The sequence below is a fragment of the Anoxybacillus sp. P3H1B genome, from assembly GCF_001560855.1.
Classification (GTDB): Bacteria; Bacillota; Bacilli; order Bacillales; family Anoxybacillaceae; genus Anoxybacteroides; species Anoxybacteroides rupiense.
This window is the reverse complement of sequence record NZ_LPUG01000011.1, coordinates 521,405-544,630: the sequence shown is the minus strand read 5'-3', so window position 1 is coordinate 544,630 and position 23,226 is coordinate 521,405. Positions and strand designations below refer to the sequence as shown.

Sequence of the window (23,226 nt, the reverse complement as noted above, 5' to 3'; positions counted from 1 at the left end):
TCCCCCTCCTTTTCCGCTGTGCAGAGCCTATCGCCTATTTTGCGATCGCCTCTAAATTTGCATGCTGAATGTCAATCGACTTTTTTTGCTTTGCCACCACTTCGAATGCCGTCAAAAGTGCTTTTTCCTTCGAGAGACCTGAACGTTCCATTTCTTCAATTGTTTCTATCATTAATTTGTAGTTTTTCGGGATGACTTTGATAAATTTCGCGACAAATTCCTCCCAATGAGCCAATACATGAGCGGCTCTTGGACTGCCGGTATATTGATAATGCTTCGTCATCATTTCTCGTACCCGCTTGATTTCTTCTTCATTTTCCAGCTTCTCAAACAATACCATTTCCTTGTTCGCTGTACGCATAAATTGTTCCGCGTAATCGGCCAATACATAGGCGATACCGCCAGACATTCCCGCCGCAAAATTTTTACCGACGGCCCCCAGTATGACAACACGCCCTCCTGTCATATATTCACAGCCATGATCGCCGATTCCTTCGACAACCGCATTCACGCCGCTATTTCTTACGCAGAATCGCTCTCCTGCCCGTCCGCGAATATAGGCTTCGCCGCTAGTGGCCCCATAAAACGCGACATTCCCGACTATAACGTTATCACCCGAAGAGAAAGCGGCTTCCTCTGGCGGAAGAACAATCACTTTTCCTCCAGAAAGCCCTTTTCCAATATAGTCATTGGCGTCACCGGTCAAGGTCATTGTCATTCCTGTTGGCACAAATGCCGCAAAGCTTTGACCAGCAGATCCATAAAAATGGAAGCGTATAGTATCTTCAGGAAGCCCTTCTTCGCCATAGCGCTTCGATATTTCGCTGCCGACAATCGCTCCAACTGTGCGATGGATATTTCGGATAGAAAGATGCTTCTCTGCTGGCTCCCCATTCTCTAGCGCTGAAGCAGCAACCGGCAACAGCTCATGACAATCAAGCGACTCTTCGATTTTATGGTATTGCGGTCGTGCAAAAGTACGCGGTCCATCCACTTGATAGAGCAATCGAGATAGATCAAGATGCTTGGCTTTCCAATGCTGCTTCATACGATCGCTCACTTTTAATACATCGACGCGTCCAACCATTTCATCGATGGTCCGAAAACCGAGCTCTGCCATCATTTCTCTTACTTCTTGAGCGATGAAATACATAAAATTCACAACATGCTCTGGTTTTCCCATAAATTTTTCGCGCAGTTCCGGATTTTGCGTAGCCACCCCAACCGGACATGTATCTAAATGACAGACTCTCATCATGATACAGCCGAGAACCACCAGCGGCGCTGTAGCAAATCCAAATTCTTCAGCACCGAAAAGAGCAGCCATCACCACATCGCGACCTGTCATCAGCTTGCCGTCTGTTTCCAAAACAACGCGGTCGCGCAGACCATTTAACATGAGCGTTTGATGCGTTTCAGCAAGCCCCAGCTCCCACGGAAGGCCTGCATGCTTAATACTTGTTTTCGGCGACGCTCCTGTACCGCCATCATAGCCGCTAATAACAATGACATCGGCCGCCCCTTTAGCCACACCTGCCGCAATCGTTCCCACTCCAGCCTTCGAAACAAGTTTGACGCTAATACGCGCTTTTCGATTCGCGTTTTTTAAGTCATAAATAAGCTGAGCTAAGTCTTCGATTGAATAAATATCATGATGTGGAGGTGGAGAGATTAGCTCAACTCCCGGCGTAGAACCGCGAACCTTGCCGATCCAAGGATACACTTTGTTTCCTGGCAGTTGTCCTCCTTCGCCAGGCTTTGCTCCTTGTGCCATTTTGATTTGCAGCTCATCCGCATGAACCAAATAATGGCTTTTCACCCCAAAACGGCCTGAAGCGATTTGTTTAATGGCGCTTTTACGAAGATCGCCATTTTCATCAGGAACGTATCGGCTTGGGTCCTCTCCGCCTTCGCCGCTATTGCTTTTCCCGCCAATGCGGTTCATCGCGATCGCCAGCGCTTCATGAGCTTCCTGGCTCAATGAGCCATAGGACATCGCTCCTGTTTTAAAGCGGCGCACGATCGACTCTACCGGCTCTACTTCTTCGATTGGAACCGGTTTTCTCGTTTTATCAAATTCGAACAAATTTCGCAAAAATGTCATGCGTTCTTCATTTGCCATTTTGCTATATTCCTTAAAGAGCTGATAGTCGTTTTTTCGGCAAGCCCATTGAAGCGTATGAATCGTCTTTGGATTAAACGCATGATGCTCACCGTTTCTTCGCCACTGGAACTCGCTGCCCGAATCCAGTGTCGCTTCCCGTTCCGTTGACTGGAATGCTCGCTCATGGCGCAATTTCGTTTCTAATGCAATCTCATTTAGCCCGATTCCACCGATTTGTGAGGCGGTTCCAGTAAAATACTGATTTATCACTTCTTCGCCGATGCCGACCGCTTCAAAAATTTGTGCTCCCCGATAACTTTGCACAGTCGAAATCCCCATTTTCGACATAACCTTGACCACACCATCTGTCGCTGCTTTTTTATATTTGCTCACCGCATCCTTGTAAGAATAAGCAAGCACTTCTTTTTGGATCGCGTCGCGAATCGTTTCTAAAGCCAAATAAGGATTCACTGCATCAGCCCCATATCCGATCAAGGCCGCAAAATGATGAACCTCTCGCGCTTCCCCGCATTCGATGATAATGCTTGCATTCGTGCGCGTTCCTTTGCGAATTAAATGCTGATGAAGTGCACTCACCGCCAAAAGCGGCGGAATAGCGATATGCTGCTCATCCATGCCGCGATCAGAGAGAATAAGAAGCGTTTTTCCTTCTCTTATGGCAGCATCCGCTGCTTCACAAAGCTGATCGAGTGCCTGTTTTAAATGATCTGTGAATAATGACGGCAGCACAGCACAGCGAAACTCTGGGTACGGATTCGCTTTAAGCGCAGCAAGCTCTTCATTCAAAAGAATCGGAGAGTCTAAGCGGATGCGGCGGGCCGCTGATGCATCCGGATGAAGAATATTTCCTTCTTTTCCGAGGAGTGTCATCGTGGAGGTGACGATGTATTCACGAAGCGAATCGATCGGCGGATTCGTCACTTGCGCAAACAACTGCTTAAAGTAGTTAAACAAGCTTTGCGGCTGATCTGATAACACCGCAAGCGGCGTGTCATTCCCCATAGCTCCGACAGGATCCTTCCCATCTTTGATCATTGTGAAAATCGTCTTTTCCACATCTTCGTGTGTATAGCCAAACGCCTTCTGCTTGACAACCAGCTCCTCCACCTGCTCCATTTGCTCTGGAATTGGCAAGTCTTCCAACGATATCAACTGTTCTTGAAGCCATTGCCGATACGGCTGCTCTTTGGCAATTTCTGCTTTGACCTCCTCATCGGAAATAATTCTTCCCTCTTCCAAATCGATTAACAGCATTTTTCCTGGGCTCAGACGATCTTTATACAAAATGTTTTCCGGTTCTAATTCAATCACTCCTACTTCTGACGAAAGAACGATGTAATCATCTTTTGTGACATAATAACGGGCTGGTCTCAACCCATTGCGATCTAAAATCGCCCCGATCTGTTTCCCGTCTGTAAACACAATGGCGGTAGGTCCATCCCACGGCTCCATTAAACAGCTATAATATTCATAAAATGCTTTTTTCTCGTCATCCATCTCATGATCCCAAAACCACGGCTCTGGAATCAGCATCATCGCCGCATGTGCCGGCTTTTTGCCCGCTAGAACAAAAAATTCAAATGCGTTATCTAAAATGGATGAGTCGCTGCCATTCATATCTAAAATCGGAGTGATTTTCGCTAAATCATCGCCAAAAAGCTCGGAGACAAATTGTTTTTCTCGCGCTGCCATCCAATTGATATTCCCGCGCAACGTGTTAATCTCACCATTATGAATCAAATAACGGTTTGGATGGGCTCTTTCCCAGCTTGGGAACGTATTGGTGCTGAAGCGAGAATGCACAAGGGCAAAGGCCGATTGAAACCGTTCGTCTTGAAGATCAACATAGAACTCATCAAGCTGATCCGGAGTTAACAAGCCTTTATAAACAATGGTGCGGCTCGATAAGCTAGCAAAATAAAATTCGCTGTCAGAAATCAGCTTTTCCGCTTGCTTGCGTATGATATACAGCTTTCTTTCAAAAGCAAGCTGATCGACAAGATCACGGCTCGCTTCAATAAATACTTGGCGGATGTACGGCTTTGTCTGCTCAGCCTGTTTTCCGAGTTTTCTGATATCCACAGGTACCGTCCGCCATCCTAATAATGTTTGTCCTTCATTTTGAATGATCTCATTAATTTTATGTTCATAATCGATCCGCTCCTGCTCGTTTTCCGGCAAAAATACCATCCCAACACCATATCTCCCTTTTTCAGGAAGGTGCATTTTCCCACAAACCTGTCGAAAATAATCGTGCGGAATTTGTACCATAATGCCGGCGCCGTCTCCTGTTTCTGGATCGCTTCCTTGCCCGCCGCGATGCTCAAGCTGGCGCAGCATATGAAGTCCTTTTTTTACAATATCATGGGATGGCTTTCCTTTAAGATGGGCATATAAGCCGATGCCACATGCGTCATGTTCAAATTCAGGACGGTAGAGACCTTGTGCTTGCGGTAATCCGTAATGTTTCATTTGTCTTCTCCCCCATTCCTTTTACCGATAAAGTCTGTTATTGTAATTTTAGTTTCCAAAAATGATATAAACAATATATAATTCAGATTAAATCAATCTCATTTTGAGATAAATGAGAAGGAGAGAACAAAAATGGAGCTAAGGCAGCTAAAATACTTTGTTGAAGTCGCCAAGCGCGAACACGTATCAGAAACCGCTGAAGTGCTTCATGTCGCCCAATCCGCCATCAGCCGCCAAATCGCTAATTTAGAGGCTGAGCTCGGCGTCCAACTGTTTGAACGGGACGGGAGAAATGTGAGGCTTACTCCGGTTGGCCGTTACTTTCTTCCGCATGCCGAAACGGTGCTGCGAGCAGTCGACCATGCCAAGCAGCAAATCGATGAATATTTAGATCCAGAGCAAGGAACAATTAAAATTGGCTTCCCTTCTAGCTTGGCAAGTCACACCATGCCAATGGTGATCTCCGCCTTCAAAGAGCGGCATCCAAACGTAAAATTTCATTTGCGTCAAGGATCTTATCGATTTTTAATTGAAGCCGTGAAAAAAAGAGAGATCGATCTTGCCTTCCTCGGACCTGTCCCGACCGAGGAAAAAGGAATCAAAAAAGAGATTCTATTTATTGAATCTTTTGCCGTGCTGCTGCCGCAAAATCACCGGTTTGCCAAAAAAGAAAGCCTGCTGCTGAATGAACTGCGCCACGAGCCGTTTGTTACTTTTCCAGCCGGTTACATTTTGCATAAAATTGTGCTTGATGCTTGTAAGCAGGCTGGATTTTCGCCAATCATCTCATCTGAGGGAGAAGATTTAGATGCCATTAAAGGGCTTGTGTCTGCCGGCATTGGCGTCACCCTGCTTCCTGAGAATACATTTTATGATACAATGCCGCGCTTTACCGTGAAAATTCCGATTTCCATGCCTGACGTCAAACGAAATGTCGGCATTATTCTTTCTGATTATCACGAGCCGGCGCCATCTGTGAAAGTATTTTATGAGTTTGTGAAGCAATTTTTCTCCGTTTTAGAGCGATATAAATAATGATAGAAAATTACAAAAAATGCTATAATAAACATAAGGAGGTGTTGAGAATGGAACTTTTTGTCGGAGCAGTTCTTTTGTTGTCTGGAGCGGTTGTCATCATGAACTTTTTAGGAAGCTCTCCTAGCCTAAAAAAACGTGATGAACACAATCAAAGCAAACCAATGGATGATTCGATCTATCCATCCCATCCATCAGGCCTGTAAACGAACCTAACCACACCTATAAGAAGACCCATTCCAAAGCAGAATCCCCATTTTTTCAACGGTCGGAAGAAAGCCTCCGACCGTTGAAAAGGCGCAAACTTCATATCAAATGTTTCATCTATACCATGTTTCTCACTATTTTCATGACGGTGCCCGCCATACACTTGGAAAGGGAGCGAACGGACTCTAAAAAAATCGATACAACCTCCAAGCTCCTGACCTGAAAAGTTCTATTTCTCCACAAAGATAAAAGATTCTTTCCATCCCCCCGTAATCATGACATTTTTTCAACATGTAAGATCTAAGCATAAATATAATATAGAAGCTAACTATATAAAGATTGAACGAATCCCATCTGTAAAAAACGCGATTGTAAGGCCAGTCAGCCACTTGCCTTTTCGTTGCACCTGCACATGACGAAAACAACCGTCGCACTCCATATCCATGCCACCGCTACTATATATAAAACCAATCACCTTCCCGTTTTTTAAATGCTTGCTTTTATCGTATTTTATTTTTATATAGATGTCCGTTCATTCTCAGGATCCACACACGATTTTCTGTGATGCTTTTGGTTCATTGTCGCTTTTCATTTATGTCCATTTTTTAATGCCGATTTATATGGTTGCATGTGACGCTCAACTAGCACCATTGGTATCTCTATCCTTCTATTGACAAAGCAAAGCAAACTATTATATTCTAGTAACATATTTTTTACTTAAACGCATAAAAGCATAAAAGCGTTTAAGTATTAAAGTTATAGAAAAATTTCTTGAAACTATCGCTTATTTTTTCAGCAAAAGAGAAGAAAGGAAGGAACAGCATGGAAAATCGTCAGCAAGACTTAAAGCGGGGACTGCTGCCTAGGCATGTCCAATTTATTGCTTTAGCTGGAATGATTGGCACCGGCATCTTTAAAGGCAGTTCAGACACGCTATCAATCGCGGGACCTGGGGTTGTTTTTGCTTATTTATTAGGGGGCTTGCTTTTATTTATCGTCATGTCGGCATTAGCGGAAATGGCCATCGCCCATCCAAACTCAAATGTTCAGCACCTGATAGATAAGGCGTTTGGCTTTCATGTCTCTTTTATTGCGGGCTGGCTCTACTGGATCAACTGGACGATTGTTATCATCGTTGAAATTTTAGCAGCAGGTAGCTTTCTGCAATATTGGTTTCCAGCCATTCCGCTATGGCTTTTAAGCTTGCTTTGCGCCAGCTTCATTTTCGCCATTAACTTTGTTCAAGTGAAATATTATGGAGAAATTGAGTTTTGGTTTGCCGCCATTAAAATTTTGGCGTTAACCGCCTTTATTGTTTTGGGCTGTTTGCTGTTAACAAACATCATCCCAGGACAAACAATCGATGCGCTCTCTCATTACACGGATCACGGCGGCTTTTTCCCTCACGGAATAACAGGGGTGCTAAGTGCCCTCTTAGTGGTGATGTTCTCATATGGCGGTGCGGAGTTAATCGGCGTCGCCGTGACAGAAACAAAAAATGCGGAACAAGTGCTGCCAAAAGTAGTGAAAGGAACGATGTGGCGAGTGATTTTGTTTTATATGCTCCCTATGCTTATTATTTGCGGTTTAATGCCGTGGGATAAAGTGACAGGCGAAAACAGTCCATTTGTCCAAGTATTAGATATGACCGGGTTGCCAGGAGCGGCCCATATTATGAACTTTGTTTTAGTGACAGCTGTTCTATCAGCGGCGAACTCGGGAGTATATGCCACTTCGAGAATGTTATATTCAATGGCACAAAACGGCGAAGCGCCAAAAGCTTTATTAAAAGTAAATAAGCAAGGGGTACCCATTATTGGGCTCACGATTGCAGCCATCTGTATTATCATCGGTTTATTTTTGGCTTATATCGCTCCCGGACAAATTATCAGTTATTTAATGAGCATTCCTGGATTTACTGTTCTTTTATTGTGGATCGGTATTTGCTTGGCCCAGTTAAAGCTGCGGTTTCGTTATCAACAAATCCCGGCATTTCATGTCAAGGGATTCCCGTACTTAACTAGTTTTGCCGCATTGTCTTTATCTTCCATTTTCATTTCTTTTCTGTTTAATCAAAACAATTGGATCGGTTCAGCGGTTTGCCTTGTAACGCTTTGTCTGCTTATTTTATTCTCTTTTATAGTCAAAGCAAAGACGAAACAGCCCAACAAACCAAACAACCGCTCGGCCGCCAATCTTTAAAAAATGAACCACTTGAACAGCAAGAGGCCAGTCAATGACTGGCCTCTTCATTATGCCATTCCCTTTAGAGTCCGGCTTGTTTCTTGTTTATAGGTAAGTTAAACAATCAGATTTAATAATGCGAGCAATCCTAATGCTACCACCGAAATGATGGTCTCAAGAGCGGTCCACGTCATCAGCGTCTCTTTGACGGTCATGCCAAAATATTCCTTAATCATCCAGAATCCCGAGTCATTAACATGTGACAAAATGAGGGAGCCAGCGCCTGTCGCCAGCACAAGAAGCTCCATATTAGTTCCTGGAATACTGGAAGCAATCGGCGCCACAATGCCGGCAGCAGTCATCATGGAAACTGTAGCCGATCCTGTGGCAATGCGAATAAGCGCCGCAATCCCCCAGCCTAGCAATAGCGGCGAAATATGCGAATGCTGAGCCGCTTCCGCAATTTGTGTGCCGATTCCCGAATCAAGCAACACCTTGTTAAATGCTCCGCCAGCGCCAATGACAAGCAAAATATTGGCCACGGGACCAAGGCAGTCGTTCGCTAGCTTTAACACTTTATCACGCTTCCATCCGCGTGCATATCCAAGGCTAAAGAAAGAGTAAACGGTTGCAATCAATAAAGCAACGATCGGGTCGCCAATAAAGCGGATCACCTTCGCGGCTTCTGTCTCCTGGTCGAAGGCAACATTGGCGATCGAGGCCATCAACATTAAAAGAACTGGCAGCAAAATCGTAAACAGTGTGTTTGCGAAGCTTGGAAGTTCCTTCGCTTCATGATGCAGCACCAACTGCTCAGCCATTTCATCCGGCACTTTCTTATGCAGGCGCGCACCGATCCATTTTCCAAACAACGGCCCTGCAATAATGGCTGTTGGTAATCCAACAATGAATGAATACAAAATGGTTAAGCCAACATCTGCTTGAAAGATGCCAACCGCAGCCATCGCAGCCGGGTGCGGCGGAACGAGCCCATGTACAACCGATAATCCCGCAACAAGCGGAACACCAACGGTAATAAGCGAGATGCCCGTTTCCATGGCAATCGTAAATACAAGCGGAACTAATAGCACAAATCCCACTTGGAAAAATACCGGAATCCCCACTAAAAAAGCGACAACCATCATAGCCCAATGCACTCTTTTTTGTCCAAAGCGCTGAATGAGCGTCTTGGCAATTCGTTCTGCCCCTCCTGACTCTGCCATCATTTTTCCGAGCATCGTTCCAAGCGCTAACACAATCGCCAAAAATCCAAGAGTGTTGCCAAGCCCTGCTTTAATCGAATCGATAATACCAGGCACTTCATCGGAAGGAGCAATGAGGGGCATCCCCATCGCTAGACCAACACCAACTGCGGTCAATATTAACGCAACAAACGGATGAAGCTTTGCAACAGTAATTAAAAGAAGCAAAATGACAATCGCCGCAATCACAATAACTATTCCCATCCCCTTATCCTCCTGTTCAACTAAATCGGTTTAGTTTTCATGAATCATAAAGAATGCACCTATTCGGCTTGGGTTTGATCATCCGATCGTTGTCAAATCCTATTTTTATGAATATTTTGCTTGAAATGCGCTAAGAGCGTCAAATTCATCTTTCAATCGCTGGTACAACCGCTCATATAAATCAAATAGTTCCAAATAAACCGCTGTGTTTTTCTCGTTCGGCACATGGGTCGCTTGAATATGAATCCACTTCTTAACCTCTTCCAATGACGAAAGGTCGCCAAGCGCATAAAGCGCCATAACCGCCGCTCCCAGCGCTGACGCTTCGTGCGTTTCCGGAACAAGCAGCTCTTTCCCCAGCATATCGGAGAGCATTTGCCGCCAAAATGCCGATTTTGCAAACCCGCCTGATACGCGTATCTCCGACAGCGAACCGGTCACATCGCGGATGGCTAGAACGACAGAAAGAATGCTCAGACACACGCCCTCCATCACCGCACGAATAAAATGCTCACGCTTATGATGAAGACCAATTCCAAAGAAGGTTCCTCGCGCCTTCGCATTCCAATATGGCGCCCGTTCTCCCGAGAGAAACGGAAGAAATATTAACCCTTCTGAGCCTGCCGGGACGGTTTCGGCATGCTGTGTCAAAAGATCATATGGATCCATTCCCAGCTTTTTAGCCACCTCTCGTTCCTGATCGCCAAACTCATCGCGCAGCCATCTTAACAAAATTCCTCCATTATTAGTTGGCCCGCCGACGATCCAATGATGATCGGTCAGCGCATAACAAAATGTCCGCCCTCTTAAATCTGTTTTTGGCGCAGAGGAAATCGTACGTACAGCACCGCTTGTCCCGATCGTAATCGCGGCTTCTCCAGGAGAAACGGCCCCTACTCCAACGTTGGCAAGTACCCCGTCACTCGCCCCGATCACGGTAGGGATTCCTTGATCTACTCCCATTTGTTCTGCCCATTCTTTTTTCATTCCTTGCAAAATATAAGTTACTGGAACAGGGCGGGATAAATGCTGTTTCGTCACTCCGAGCAAATGTAGAACACCGTCGTCCCAGTCCAATGTGTCAAGACGAAAAAGCCCGGTTGCGGAGGCAATCGAATAATCTACAACGTATTGTTCATATAGCCGATAAATAACATATTCCTTAATCGATACAAATTTATGGGCCTGCCGAAATAATGGCGGCTGCTCTTCTTTCATCCAAAGCAATTTGGGCAAAGGAGACATCGGATGGACAGGCGTTCCTGTCCGTTGGTAAATCTCTAATCCTTTCATTTCATCCAACAGCCGCTCCGACTGTGCAGTGCTTCGATTATCTGCCCAGATTAAACAGCGCGTCAAAGGGATCCCTTGTTCATCTAGGGCAATCAGCGAATGCATCGCCGCGCTAAATCCTAAAGCTTTAACTTGAGCAGGCCGAATACCCGCTTTTTTTATGGCAGCGTTTACACCTCGGACAACGGCAGAAAAAATGAGGTCAGGATCCTGCTCTGCCCAGCCAGGATGCGGTTGTATAATAGGATAATCAAATGAAGCGGATGAAACGACTTGGCCAAATTCGCCAAACACCACCGCTTTTGTACTTGTTGTGCCAATATCGACTCCGATGACGACATTTCTGCTGTTGTTCACGGTCACCCGCTCCTTTTTCTTGTCTGTTCTCTATCTCTATAAGATGGATTGATTTAAAAGTATCTATACGCAGCCGTATAAGGAAAACAACCGCAAAAAACGGTTGAAGCTCCGTGATGCAAATGTTCACATGTGAAGTTACATCCACATAGCAATGATAGAATGACAGATTTTTTTTCACTGCTTCGTAGGATCGCAAGTTGATAATCATACACTAAGATCAAAATGCCTGATCAGCCCCACACATACTCGATTGCTTCCATTTTTCCGAAGGTTGTCATGGGTTTAAACGCCTTGACACAGACTGGCGTTTTTTTAGCACGGGCTCCAACCGTAAAATTTGCGGCTCTTTTTCTTCATTGTTGCGCTCTATCTTTTGAAACAACCGTTCCGCTGCTTTCCTTCCCATTTCAAACGCTGGTTGGGCAATTGTCGTTAAAGTTGGGGTATAAATGGAAGCAAACGGTACATCGTCAATGCTAATAAGAGCGATGTCATGCGGAATACGGAGCTGATTTTCTTGGACAAAATGAAGTACCTCCATCAATGTTAAATCATTAATCGCAAACAACGCTTGTGGCGGACAGCCAGACCGAAAAAGCTTCGTCAGCCCTTCCTTGATGCAAGGGATCTCCAGATTCACGATGTACTCATCCATCACCTGTAGTCCTCTCGCCTTTACAGCTAGCTTAAAGCCTTCCACCCTCTCCGTTCTTGGAATGTTATACGATACAAGCGGAGGGGTTACGATTCCAATCCGTTCGTATCCTACATCAGCCAAATGATCCACCGCAAGTTTAGCTGCTTTATAGTTATCCAAGAGAACCGCATCCACAGGCAGATCTGGAACCATGCGATCGACAAATACAAGCGGAAACGATTCATTGACCATCTTTTCATACCATTCATAGTTTCTTCCTGTCGGAAAAATAATTAATCCATCAACCTGCTTGGCTCTTAGCATTTCAATATACTTTTTTTCTTTCTCCGGATCATCATCGGTGTTGCATACAATGACATGAAAATCCCGTTCTTGGCATACATCTTCAATCGCCCGAAGCACCTGTGTTGTTAGCATATGTAAAATATTAAAAACAATGACACCGATCGTAGAAGTGGATTTTTGCTTTAGGCTCCGTGCGACAAAGTTCGGTTGATAGCCAAGTTCTTCAATCGCTCGCGCAATACGTTTTTTCGTCTCTTCACTCATATATTCATAACGCTTATTTAAATACTGGGAAACTGTACTTTTGGAAACATTCGCTGCTTTGGCCACGTCGGCCATTGTAATTTTTTGCAAGGATATCCCTACTTTCCTACTACTAAATCGATTTAGTAAACAAGCAAAATAAACAAATTATTTTATAAACCGGTTTAGTTAAATTATATATCATTTGAAAGCGCTTTTACAACTACTTTTTTCGCAAACTTAAGATACAGAGTATAGAAACTCATACAGACAAAGCGCATTAGACAAACCTTTGTCAGGCGAATACGTGATTTTGCTTTTTTTCAATCAATCGAATGATCCCCTATTACCGAAAAAACGATTTTTTATAGAACACCATCCGGCGATGAACCGAAACAATCACACGTCTCCTAAGTCGAATACGATAAAAAACCATTTAAGTCTAATCTATTTTATTTGATGAACCTATCTCACTAAATGATTGGATAGATCAGGCTTTTGCCTCAAACAGAACATAGACTGGCCGTTTTTTAGATATATAATTGACTAAAGCAATATAATCAAATAAAATATTTGACAAAATCAAATAAATTAGGAGGCACTCGTATGATTTTTGAGGAACGAATCAATGCTGTCCGTCATTTTAATCGGTTTATCACAAGACAAATTGGTGCATTACAAGAAGGATTATTACATAGCCCCTATTCCCTTACAGAATCTAGAATATTATTTGAAATTGCTAATCATAGCCAAATCACCGCCTCAGATTTGACTAGGCAGTTAGGATTAGATCCAGGCTATTTAAGCCGGATTTTAACACGATTAGAAGAACAGGGAGTTATTTATAAAGAGCGATCAGAAACCGATGGAAGGCAACGAATTTTAAAGCTTACTTCAGAAGGAAAAGCGGTTTTTTCCTTGCTCAACCAACGTTCATATGATGAAGTATCTGAATTCCTAAGTGAATTATCAGATATTGAACAGCAACAGCTCATTCACGCTATGCAAACGATTGAAGGAATACTTACTAAAAATCGCAGGTTTAAATTCTCTGGACCGTACTTTTTACGACAACACGAGCCAGGCGATATGGGGTGGATCGTTCATAAGCACGGGGCACTCTACGCGAAGGAGTATGGATGGAATGAGCAGTTTGAAGCGCTGGTTGCTCAAATTGTTGCCGATTTTATTAACCATTATAATCCTGATAAAGAACGGTGCTGGATCGCCGAGATGAACGGCGACATTGTCGGTTCTGTAATGGTGGTACACGAAAGTGACGCCATTGCCAAATTGCGTTTGCTCTTAGTTGATCCGCAGGCGCGCGGATTGGGGCTTGGTACACATCTTGTTCAAGAATGCATTCGCTTTGCTAAACGAAAAGAGTACCAAAAGCTTGTCCTTTGGACCAACAGCGTTCTTATAGCCGCAAGACATATTTATCAAAAACTTGGATTTACGCTTGTAGCCGAAGAAAAGCATCACAGCTTTGGCCATGAGCTGATCGGGGAGACTTGGGAATTAGAGCTTTAACACATGGACGAAGAGATCTCCTACGTCTCAGCAACATAGCGATGAAAGAGGGATTTTTCATCAAACAGACGTTCTATGTTGTTTCTCCTCCTGCTTCCGTTTTCTTTTTTATCATCTAAATCAGAAACAAAGCGTTCCCTGAAAGAAGATAGGGAACGCTTTGTTTAGCGGAAAAACGCATGAAAAGGATCTTCCTCTTCTTGTTTGGGTGCTTCTCGTAAGGCTAAGTGCGCGCCGGCTAGCTCTACAGCACATAAAACGATATAAAACAAAAATCCTAGCAACATGATTTCCTCCTTTATGCTATGGTTAAAATGACAATAATTTATGAAATGCGTTTCAATGCAATAGTTTTTTTGAGGGAAGGGAAGACAATGGCAAACATTCGAGAAATCGCTAAACTAGCAGGAGTTTCTGTCGCTACGGTATCGCGTGTATTAAATCATTATCCTTATGTAAAGGAAGAAAAACGGCAAGCGGTCTGGAAAGCGGTCGAGAAGTTAAACTATACAAAAAATATCAATGCTGTTCATTTAGCCAAAGGAAAAACATCGATTATCGGCGTGATTCTGCCGTATGTCAACCACCCATACTTCAGTTCAATTGTGGACGGTATTTCACAAGAGGCGCTCCGCCACGGTTATCATCTTCTTCTATTTCAGACGAATTATGACGTGCAAAAGGAACTGGAAGCACTTGAGATGCTGCGAGTGAAACAAGTCGATGGACTGATTATTTGTTCCCGCACAATTAGTTGGGAGATGCTTAAGCTGTATCAAGAAGACGGTCCGATCATCTTATGCGAAGATACCACGGGCTGCGAAATGTCGTCCGTGTCCATCGATCATTATGAGGCATTTATGTTGGGGATGAACTATTTGATTGCAAAGGGGCATCGAAAAATTGGCTATTGTATCGGCCGGACGTCAGGCACAAATAGTGAACGGCGAGACGCTGCTTATCGGGATGCCTTACAAAATATCGATACAGTTCCAAGAGAAGAATGGATTTTTGATCGTTGTCTCGAAATCGCGGACGGGGCGCGCGTTGTCAAGGCACTTCTTTCGATGGAAGACAAGCCGACTGCGCTGCTTGTCGCAAGCGATCAAGTGGCAGCTGGAATCGTGTTATGGGGGCAAAAAAATGGTTTGCAGGTACCAGAAAACTTGGCGATTGTCAGTTTTGACAATCATCCGATCGCTGAAGCGCTCGGCATCACCACAGTGGACTTGCCGTTGTTATCGATGGGGCAAAAAGCGTTCCAACTCATACATGACTGTTTCATCGGCAAAACAACGACCAACCAAAATGAGCAATTGCCTGTCCGCCTTATCGAACGGTTCTCGGTGTAGAATAGCGTTCAGCAGCGCCTCCTTATAAACGTAACCATCTGGAATCCGCTTTGGGTGGTCTTGGGCTTGCTTATTCTCTCTTGATTCTTTTACGTTATGGTTCAACGAGCATAGCGGATTATGGATGATATGAAAGGGAGTATCACAATGAGCTCTTTGCTTCAACTTACACTTTCGGCTTTAAAAAAACGGCTTGCCGATCGGCCGTCTATCCAAATCCAGCAGGAATCAGGGTATGTTACAGAAGTCCGCTTTTTATTTAATGCCCCTGCGCTAGAATGGGAACTTGTAAAATTTGAAGAAACCAACCAATTGTTTTTGCCGAAGGACTATAAGGAATTTTTATTAATGCATAATGGAGCAAAATTATTTATAGATGAAAAAAGCGGTGCTTCTTTTGAAGTACTAAGTATAAGTGAGATACAAGAGGACCATCAATCTTTAGATTATCCAGAAGGTTGGTATCCTATAGCGTATGGTTTGGAGAGTAGTGTCCTAGTGATGAATCTTAACGAAATCAACCCTCATAAAAGAAGTAATGAATATTTGTTTTGGCTAGAACCGGGAGAAAGCATTGAACATGCGACTCCTCTTTCTATGAATTTTGAGATCTTTTTAGAGAGATTCATTATCTCACAAGGAGTGGAGTATTGGAATTGGCCCGCTTATAAAGCAAGACATTTCTATAAGGCGAATGATTTAGAAGATTAGAATTTGTTTAGCCCCCATACTATGAAGCCACCCACCTTTAAGGAGACAGTAAGCAGGAGGTTTATTTCTTTACATATGGGAAGAACTAAAAATGGTTTATAGGTGATTTTTCATTCTCTTTTCCATCCGTTCGGCGATTTGTTTCGAATTTGGATCTTTTTCATTTTTTTAAGTGATTGATGATGTTCCTATAATCTGTTTCGTTCCGGTTTTGGCTTAATTTATAGGCAGCTTGGATTTCTTCCACTTTAATTTTAAATCCAACGATACCTTTTAGTTCGCCTTCTAAGAGCTCAGGAGAAAGCTTGGCCCACAAAATTGTATAATAAACAAGAGGTTTAGTATACCAAATTTATAGGAGTGTATAAAATGAGATTTAAATTCATTGTTTTATTGATACTTTCGTTAAGCTTTTTATCAGCCTGTAAAGATGATTATGAAACAAAACAAGCCATTCTAAAGGAAAAATACAATTCTGTTATTAACCAAGTCATTAAATTAGAAAATGAGAGGTTGAAACGAGAGAATAAACCTGAAATAACCAGAGAAGAAACAGGTATTGTAGTTTATAATAAGGGAACATTAATTTGGCTTCTATATTATGTGGATTCAAAAGAAGTAACAGCGACCTATCAAAAAGAAAATAATAAGTATGTCTTACTTCCTGTCAATGAAGCTTCTAATAAGATTGAGAAATCAAATAAAGATTATGTAGAAAACCTAGGTGCAAAATAAAGAGATATAGATTATCAACAAAGAGTCGATTCTTTGAGGAACCGACTCTTTGTTTTTTTATGCATATTTATCTCGATTAGCTTTGATGTCAAAAATTCCTCCCTCTGCAAATGTTGATATATCAAGATTTCTCGGTCTCTCAGCGGTATACCCCAAACATTCCATGGTACGCTTCGCGGATCGAAACATTGATATCGCCCGCTTCATCGATTGGCAAATCGCATACGGGGTGAACGGCTTATGGCAGTAGCACAATTCGTGATCACCATCCACCCGAGTTTCACCCCTTCTTTTCACTGTTTATTCTGCTCTGGCCGTCAGCTTATATCCTTCTGGAATGCGGTGAAGCGCTGTCACCAGCTATAGAAGTAAAATCGGAACCGCCAAAGCAAAACCGCACAAAAATAAACAAGCCGATCATCCCTCCTAGCACGCCGAGCGGCATGAGCCCGTGGGGAATAAAGCGGTTGCTCGAATTGACCCGCCCTAATAAATGGTTCAGCGTAATCGATTGCCGCAAACTCACTTGCGCAATGAAATACACAATGCGGCCGACGCTCGATAAAAATGAGCCGGCAAATATAAACGGAAAAGACCAACGCCTCGAGAACGGCTGTCGTCTCGCTCTGTCCATCCAAACGCGAAAAATAAGTTGAACAAGAAAAATGGCAATGTGCCTAACGCTTGCAATATTCCCATCTCCATTGAATTAGCTTGCAAAAAAGAAACGGGGCCGTAATTGGAATAGCCAGCAGCGAAATTTGCAAGCCAAAAAGCCCAACGGCTTGGCTGAACCAACATTAATGAATTTTCCTATTCATCGAAGGTGTTTCTTCCCTGATTATTATTGAAATATGAATAACAAACGTGGCACCACACATTCTCCTTCAATGGAAATTTTGTTGCCAAAAAAATAAATTTAAGCATGAGAATTTCAACAATTCCCCCGTATAGATGCGGCAGTTCCGAGCATACTAACCGATAACAATATAAATGAATAAGGTGAATGGGATGCTAGAGAATTGGAAACATTGGATTAAGCAAGCGGCCAACGCTATTGAAGATTGGTTCGAACAAGAAGAGCGGTCGTTTGCGGATATTGCGCATTTTATACGCTGTCATCCTGACACGTCTGTCACGGAACAAACATGGCTCGGTCTGACGTACCGCTTTTATTCGCTTCATCTCAAGCACGTCTCGTTCTCGATGGAAGCGAGAAAAAAGGGGACAAACGAAGAACACATTTTATTTCTTTCCGTGTGCCGCCCCTTAAAGGCGCCGATCGTGTATCGTTCTTATGACGAACAAGGCGACCTGTACCGAGTCATCCACGTTCCGCCGCTCACGCAACAAGCCGCATCCCGGCCATAACGTGATGCGGCTTGTTTCAACCTTTAATGCCTTGCAGCCATTCTTGATAACATTCGGCACACAACGCTTTTTCTTGTTCTTCATCCGCTGTATAGAAGGATACATAATGAACTTGGTCAGCGCATTCGCTTTGGCAGTAAAAACACGTTTCGTCCATCTCCAAATCCCCCTTTGCCCATTATTAGCGTGAGCACACGGGAATTTTTTTGCGTGTAAACTGCTCCCCATTCTCTTGGTGAAAGCGCCTTTTATTTTTGAAAAAATTACGCTAATATACATGTTCACCATGCACACAATAGGTTTCGGAAGGTGGTGAAAGAGATGAGAGCAACAGGTGTTCATGAAATTTTGGAGCTTCATGAGCTTCTTATGTTGAAAAACGTCTGTCTTGCAAAAAGTAAGGTGATGCAGACGATGGCCACAGATCCTGAGCTTCAATCATTAATTCGCCAAGATATTGAAACAACCCAACAACAAATCGTTGATTTACAATCTCTTCTATCCTAACGCCAAAAGAGGTGATGTAGATGATGCAACAACCAACTGGTGGCTCTCAGCCTTTAAATGATCAATTAATCGCCATCGATCTTCTTATTAGCATAAAGAATGGAATTAAAAGCTACGCAGTAGCCATTACAGAATCCGATACTCCTGAGGTGCGCAACATCCTTAAACAACATTTAAATGATGCCATTCAATTTCACGAAAAAGTGAGTCAATATACGATTAATAAAGGCTATTACCATCCAATAAATGTTCAAGAACAGTTGCGTGTTGACATGCAAGTGACCCAGCAAATCACACAAGCGAATCAACTGCAATAAACTCATCAGGATTCAGCGTTTAACTGAATCCTGATGAGTTTAGTTGTTCTATCTTGTCATTCCCATGCCTCTCTGTTCATAAATCCCCAGACAAATCCATTCGTCGCCAACGGAAGAATGGAAAAATACTGCTTTAATGAACCTCCCCCACCTAAACTCGATTAAAAGGTGAGAGACTTTTTGATAGATGATGTTAAAATTCCATTCATTCATCTTCATTGATGGATGCCTGTTTTTTATGGATCTATTTTCATGCCTGCTAAAAACCATCATCCCAACCACTCAAACGAACTTCTCAAATCTCCTTGCCCCGGAAAGAATCGAAAAAATAATACGATCCTCTTCTCCCTTATCATCTGTCACAGACTATCCTCTGCTTCTTTACTGAATATATTTACCATAATCAGGGACCGCTATATGATCGAAATCTCTGACTAACTGGATCAATCCTGCACGGAGCTGCTCTCCAGTTACTGGTTTTCCGTGTCCTGTAACAGCTACTTCTGGATGCAGAGTTGCCAATTTACGAACAGACTCTTTTGCCTTCTCCCAATCATTTGTAAAATAACGCGGCGGTCCACTAAACTCTAGCTTCTGCGTCAGCACTTTAAACAGTTGATCCTGACGAACAGTAACAAATGCATCTCCAGCAATGAGCGCGCGGTCTTTTTCACGAAACAATGATATATGTCCAGGGGTATGACCAGGGGTATGAATCCAGCGAAATTCAGGCATATGAGGAACCATTCCTCCACTTGGAAGTGGTTGAACACTGCTTCCTAAATCGATAGGTTCATTCGGAAAAAGGGCGGATACCTTTGCGATCATCCCTCCCTCTACTGACGAATCAGGCGCAGGATAGCTTTTTTTCCCTGTTAAATAAGGCAGTTCAGCTGGATGAGCATAAACAGGGATGCGCCAATATCGGATCAGTTCAATCACAGCTCCGACGTGATCAAAATGTCCATGAGTCAAAATGATCGCCTTAGGGCGGCTATTCGAACCAAAACGCTTTTCGGCTGCAGCGATAATCTCATCAGCTGAACGAGGCATTCCCGCATCTACAAGTATAAAATCAGCGGCATTGGGAAGACCGATCAAGCAAATATTCACAATCTGAACGGTATAGCAATATAAATCTGGCAATATTTCCGTTCCTGTTCCATGAGCAACCGATATAGCCGGAATAAAGGTATAGTCGCTTCCGTAGTGATTTTCTTCTATCTTCATATCCATTCCCTCCTTCAATGATACTATCCCACTTTTTTTGCCGCCTATTCTGATATAAGAAAATATTCCTAAAACACCGATTATCCTTTATAATGTGCAGAAGGGGGATATTCATATTAGGAGGGATGTATATGATGAAAGTCTCATTCCATAAGCTACTCCAAAACGAAGACGGAGCAATCCAGCTGTTTCGCAAAAAAGAGAAAAAGGACGCGAACACGGCTCCCATGCAAACATCTTCGCTTAACTTGCCCGATTCGGCCGTTGCCTATTATCGACAGCTTTCCGCATCCAATTATCATCAACAAGTCGTTCTTATTGGATTGACAGCGGAGGATTTTCAGCGTCTCGCCTCCCTGCGCCCGATTTTTGCCAAACATGTTCAAGCCATTGTTGATGCTTTTTATGAGCACCTTGGCCAAATAGCAGATTTGGTCCATATTATTGAAAGCCACTCGACGATTGAGCGCCTCAAGAAAACACTGCAATCGTATTTAATGGACATGGTATCTGGTGAAATAGGTGAACAGTATATTATTAGAAGAAAAGTAATCGGCAATGTTCATCATCGTATCGGCTTGTTTCCAGAGTGGTATTTAGGCGCTTATTCTCTTATCCAAAATGAGGTGCTGAAAATATTGATGGAAGAGCTTCCGCCGAGTGAAGCCGTTCTGGCCTATTCTTCTTTTTCCAAGCTTTGTTCGTTCGACATGCAAATTGCCATTGCGACGTATATTGAATCCTATACGTCATCCATGATGAAGCTAAACGAAATCGAAGAGCTGCAGCACCGTCTCACGGAATCAGCTGCTATTCTTGCTTCTAGCGCTGAGGAAACGAGCGCCTCCATCACAGAAAACGAAAAAAATGTACAGGACATCCTAAACGAAATCTATACGATTCAGCAGCAATCAGCCGAAATCGCAGAGCGGGTCGAAAACGGAAAGCACGATGTTATGGACACATTAACAAAGCTTGATACGATCGCCGAGTTAATTCATGGAACGAAAGCATTAACAGCGGAGCTGACTAACAGTTCTTCTCAAATTGGCGAAATTGTGAACACGATTCGCAACATTTCTAATCAGACGAACATTCTCTCTCTCAACGCCAATATCGAGGCCGCCCGTGCTGGTGAACATGGAAAAGGATTTGCCGTTGTAGCAAATGAAGTGCGAAAGCTCGCTTATCAAACGGCTCAATCACTCGATTACATTCAAAATCATATTGATATCGTGCAACAAACGATTCAGCAATTTGAATCCTCGTTTCAACGCATTGTCGATGAAACAGGAGCTTTTCGCGCAGTAAACGAGAGCGTGATTCATATTTTTGATCAATCCATTTCCGATGTTAGGTCGAACAGTGATAAAATTAGTGCATTCACAGAGTTTATGAAAGACTTCCAGCACACATTTAATGAAATCTCGAAGGCTGCTTATCAAATTGCCGAAATGGCAGAACAGCTGAACTATCTGAATCATGAACTCACAGATAAATTCAAAAAGTAGCTCCTTACAACTTTAGGGAGGAAATACGATGAACCAACCTCAATTTAAATATGAACAGCGCACATTTAAACATTTATTTGAAATGTCAGAAACGCTTCTCCACGAAGCTAACGAACAACTGATCCGCATTGACATTGGACAATTGCCAAACGACGTAGACGCACGAAATTATGTTAAATTTCGTCTGATGCATTTGCAGCGCTCGTTTGGCGAAAGCGTTCCGATCGAGTTTCGCTCCACCTATAATTCCTTATGGAGCCAATTGTATCGTCTCGAGCATCAAGCCGACTATCGTCATCCGTATATCCAACAACTTCTTACTCACATCATGAGCGATGATCAAGATCACAGGAAAAATTACCGAAAATAACTATAGCAAAAATATTGCGGCAATGCTCGAACGATTAAATCAATACATTGTACTGACAGAGATGGAACAATACGCGCTGCAGCTTGTCTTGTGGGAGCTCATTTCCAACGTCATTCGCCATTCTACAATAAAAAAAGCGGATGTTCTTATTCATTTATCGACAGAGGACATCACGATTGAGCTCATCGATCACGGAAATGGTTTTGACTGGCGCAGTCAAATCACAAAAGCTCCTCCTTCCCTGCTTGCGCCACATGAAGGATGCGGATTATTTCTCATTCAACAGCTTGCAACACACGTAACCTTTGACGATGCTGGCAAAAAAGCGCGTGTCATCATTCAGCGCGCAAAAATTGAGGAGGAATTTCGATGATTCAAATAACAACCAACAACGATGTGATGATTGCCGTATTTCAGCAAGATATTAACTTTGAAACAACGCGCATCATGGAAGAAATACTGCGTCATCATACATACAGCAACATTTCGCGGTTGCAAATCGACCTTTCTGCCGTCCGATTCATTGATAGCTCTGGAGTGCGCCTATTTATTAGCTGGCTATATCCTCTAAAAGACCGTATACACATTGAAATTATAGGAGCGTCTGCTCCGATTAAAAACGTATTGTCCATTTGTCAAATTGATCAGTTTGTCGATGTCAAATAAAAAATAGCGCCTAAAAGTTTTTATGACGAATCATCAGCTTAAGCTGCCTTTCCTTGACACTCGAGAAAAAGCGGACGATAAGCGGCTTTTGTATAGTAAGAGATCACAACATATTAGACAATGATGCTACATCGCGTCAACATCGCTTTATGCTCCATTCTTATTTATGAATCACTGCCTTGGCCATCGGCAGCCAAAAGCTAGCCGATGGCGCCAGAAAAACAAAAAGCCAGCTGGCGGATCAACATGCTGTGATCCGAAACACTGGCTTGTTCTGTAAACCGGTTATATACTTTTCACAAAAACCGCTGGCCAAATAAACGTTTCCTCGATTAAGAGCGGCTGTTTTTATCCTATCCCGCCAGAACGACTCCCACCTTCAGGAATATGAAGGGCGTTGCCCGATAAACAAGGGGGAGAGGAATGTCGGTTGGCACTAGCCAAAGTAGAATGGAATTACTAGGACATATGGGCTTTTTTATACTTGTAAGTGGTTCTTAGAAAAACGAAAAGATAGGTCGTTTGTCATGTACAATCTTCAACGTGCCCTTGTCTCTGCACGGCTCGAAGCAGCGAAAAACAAGCCCAGAACAAA

General features: G+C 43.2%; 23 protein-coding genes and 1 pseudogene. 14 read left to right on the top strand and 10 right to left on the bottom strand.

Annotated elements, in window-relative coordinates:
* Positions 1–34: 34 nt before the first annotated feature.
* On the bottom strand, positions 35–4,597 hold the full coding sequence (gltB, locus tag AT864_RS06775; protein WP_066147530.1) for a glutamate synthase large subunit: 4,563 nt from the start codon (positions 4,595–4,597) through the stop codon (positions 35–37).
* A gap of 132 nt (positions 4,598–4,729) precedes the next feature.
* On the opposite strand from gltB, the gene AT864_RS06770 reads away from it, so the two are divergent.
* From AT864_RS06770 to AT864_RS06765, 3 genes are all read left to right on the top strand, one after another.
* Entirely contained in the window at positions 4,730–5,632 is a 903-nt protein-coding gene (locus tag AT864_RS06770) for a LysR family transcriptional regulator (protein ID WP_066147528.1), read from the top strand.
* A gap of 50 nt (positions 5,633–5,682) precedes the next feature.
* Positions 5,683–5,838, top strand: coding sequence for a hypothetical protein (locus tag AT864_RS17870; protein ID WP_156450500.1), 156 nt, complete (start codon positions 5,683–5,685; stop codon positions 5,836–5,838).
* An 823-nt stretch (positions 5,839–6,661) separates the two neighbouring features.
* Complete coding sequence (locus tag AT864_RS06765; RefSeq protein ID WP_066147526.1) at positions 6,662–8,041, top strand: amino acid permease; 1,380 nt, start codon at positions 6,662–6,664, stop codon at positions 8,039–8,041.
* Between the two features lie 98 nt (positions 8,042–8,139).
* On the opposite strand, the gene AT864_RS06760 is transcribed toward AT864_RS06765, so the two are convergent.
* The 3 genes from AT864_RS06760 to AT864_RS06750 all read right to left on the bottom strand — a co-directional run bounded on the left by AT864_RS06760 (position 8,140) and on the right by AT864_RS06750 (position 12,439).
* Positions 8,140–9,489, bottom strand: coding sequence for a GntP family permease (locus AT864_RS06760; RefSeq protein ID WP_066147524.1), 1,350 nt, complete (start codon positions 9,487–9,489; stop codon positions 8,140–8,142).
* Between the two features lie 105 nt (positions 9,490–9,594).
* Entirely contained in the window at positions 9,595–11,139 is a 1,545-nt protein-coding gene (locus AT864_RS06755) for a gluconokinase (protein WP_066147522.1), read from the bottom strand.
* 277 nt (positions 11,140–11,416) lie between these two features.
* On the bottom strand, positions 11,417–12,439 hold the full coding sequence (locus AT864_RS06750; RefSeq protein WP_066147520.1) for a LacI family DNA-binding transcriptional regulator: 1,023 nt from the start codon (positions 12,437–12,439) through the stop codon (positions 11,417–11,419).
* A 495-nt stretch (positions 12,440–12,934) separates the two neighbouring features.
* On the opposite strand from AT864_RS06750, the gene AT864_RS06745 reads away from it, so the two are divergent.
* Positions 12,935–13,861: a bifunctional helix-turn-helix transcriptional regulator/GNAT family N-acetyltransferase gene (locus tag AT864_RS06745; protein ID WP_044745457.1), complete on the top strand. Its 927-nt coding sequence runs from the start codon at positions 12,935–12,937 to the stop codon at positions 13,859–13,861.
* 164 nt (positions 13,862–14,025) lie between these two features.
* Here the strand turns inward: AT864_RS06745 and AT864_RS18495 are convergent, their stop codons facing one another.
* On the bottom strand, positions 14,026–14,148 hold the full coding sequence (locus tag AT864_RS18495; RefSeq protein ID WP_255357496.1) for a hypothetical protein: 123 nt from the start codon (positions 14,146–14,148) through the stop codon (positions 14,026–14,028).
* 87 nt (positions 14,149–14,235) lie between these two features.
* Here AT864_RS18495 and AT864_RS06740 point away from each other — a divergent pair, with 87 nt between their 5' ends.
* Complete coding sequence (locus tag AT864_RS06740) at positions 14,236–15,213, top strand: LacI family DNA-binding transcriptional regulator (RefSeq protein WP_044745458.1); 978 nt, start codon at positions 14,236–14,238, stop codon at positions 15,211–15,213.
* 147 nt (positions 15,214–15,360) lie between these two features.
* The gene (locus tag AT864_RS06735; RefSeq protein ID WP_066147518.1) at positions 15,361–15,924 is read left to right on the top strand and encodes an SMI1/KNR4 family protein; all 564 of its coding nucleotides are present in this window, start codon (positions 15,361–15,363) and stop codon (positions 15,922–15,924) included.
* A gap of 96 nt (positions 15,925–16,020) precedes the next feature.
* Here AT864_RS06735 and AT864_RS06730 read toward each other — a convergent pair.
* Positions 16,021–16,243: pseudogene (locus AT864_RS06730) on the bottom strand (FMN-binding negative transcriptional regulator); the annotation flags it as partial.
* A gap of 50 nt (positions 16,244–16,293) precedes the next feature.
* Here AT864_RS06730 and AT864_RS06725 point away from each other — a divergent pair.
* On the top strand, positions 16,294–16,659 hold the full coding sequence (locus tag AT864_RS06725; RefSeq protein WP_066147516.1) for a hypothetical protein: 366 nt from the start codon (positions 16,294–16,296) through the stop codon (positions 16,657–16,659).
* A 322-nt stretch (positions 16,660–16,981) separates the two neighbouring features.
* On the opposite strand, the gene AT864_RS17865 is transcribed toward AT864_RS06725, so the two are convergent.
* Together AT864_RS17865 and AT864_RS06720 are read right to left on the bottom strand one after the other, a co-directional pair.
* The gene (locus AT864_RS17865; RefSeq protein WP_156450499.1) at positions 16,982–17,203 is read right to left on the bottom strand and encodes a hypothetical protein; all 222 of its coding nucleotides are present in this window, start codon (positions 17,201–17,203) and stop codon (positions 16,982–16,984) included.
* The gene (locus tag AT864_RS06720) at positions 17,182–17,460 is read right to left on the bottom strand and encodes a hypothetical protein (RefSeq protein WP_066147515.1); all 279 of its coding nucleotides are present in this window, start codon (positions 17,458–17,460) and stop codon (positions 17,182–17,184) included. Before AT864_RS06720 ends, AT864_RS17865 begins: the two co-directional genes overlap by 22 nt.
* A gap of 210 nt (positions 17,461–17,670) precedes the next feature.
* Between AT864_RS06720 and AT864_RS06715 the strand changes: the two genes are divergently transcribed.
* Positions 17,671–18,030 (top strand): hypothetical protein, encoded by a 360-nt coding sequence (locus AT864_RS06715; protein ID WP_044745462.1) that lies wholly within the window; start codon positions 17,671–17,673, stop codon positions 18,028–18,030.
* Between the two features lie 16 nt (positions 18,031–18,046).
* Here the strand turns inward: AT864_RS06715 and AT864_RS18110 are convergent, their stop codons facing one another.
* Positions 18,047–18,187 carry a hypothetical protein gene (locus AT864_RS18110; protein WP_172798639.1) on the bottom strand — a complete coding sequence of 47 codons (141 nt, stop codon included), beginning with the start codon at positions 18,185–18,187 and terminating at the stop codon, positions 18,047–18,049.
* Positions 18,188–18,351: 164 nt separating this feature from the next.
* On the opposite strand from AT864_RS18110, the gene AT864_RS06710 reads away from it, so the two are divergent.
* Positions 18,352–18,537, top strand: a complete 186-nt coding sequence (locus tag AT864_RS06710) for a spore coat protein (RefSeq protein ID WP_044745463.1) — start codon at positions 18,352–18,354, stop codon at positions 18,535–18,537.
* A gap of 23 nt (positions 18,538–18,560) precedes the next feature.
* Positions 18,561–18,854, top strand: a complete 294-nt coding sequence (locus AT864_RS06705) for a spore coat protein (protein WP_044745491.1) — start codon at positions 18,561–18,563, stop codon at positions 18,852–18,854.
* A gap of 381 nt (positions 18,855–19,235) precedes the next feature.
* On the opposite strand, the gene AT864_RS06695 is transcribed toward AT864_RS06705, so the two are convergent.
* Positions 19,236–20,084 (bottom strand): MBL fold metallo-hydrolase, encoded by an 849-nt coding sequence (locus tag AT864_RS06695; protein WP_066147511.1) that lies wholly within the window; start codon positions 20,082–20,084, stop codon positions 19,236–19,238.
* Positions 20,085–20,215: 131 nt separating this feature from the next.
* Here AT864_RS06695 and AT864_RS18590 point away from each other — a divergent pair, with 131 nt between their 5' ends.
* Genes AT864_RS18590 through AT864_RS06675 form a run of 4 tightly spaced genes read left to right on the top strand, consistent with a single transcriptional unit; the run spans position 20,216 to position 22,631 of the window.
* Entirely contained in the window at positions 20,216–21,595 is a 1,380-nt protein-coding gene (locus AT864_RS18590) for a globin-coupled sensor protein (RefSeq protein WP_066147505.1), read from the top strand.
* A 28-nt stretch (positions 21,596–21,623) separates the two neighbouring features.
* A complete protein-coding gene (locus AT864_RS06685; protein ID WP_044745467.1) occupies positions 21,624–21,965 on the top strand; it encodes a hypothetical protein in 342 nt (113 codons plus the stop codon).
* Positions 21,931–22,338, top strand: a complete 408-nt coding sequence (locus tag AT864_RS06680) for an ATP-binding protein (protein WP_066147504.1) — start codon at positions 21,931–21,933, stop codon at positions 22,336–22,338. The genes AT864_RS06685 and AT864_RS06680 overlap by 35 nt, the downstream gene beginning before the upstream one ends.
* Positions 22,335–22,631: an STAS domain-containing protein gene (locus tag AT864_RS06675; RefSeq protein ID WP_066147502.1), complete on the top strand. Its 297-nt coding sequence runs from the start codon at positions 22,335–22,337 to the stop codon at positions 22,629–22,631. The genes AT864_RS06680 and AT864_RS06675 overlap by 4 nt, the downstream gene beginning before the upstream one ends.
* Positions 22,632–23,226: the final 595 nt, after the last annotated feature.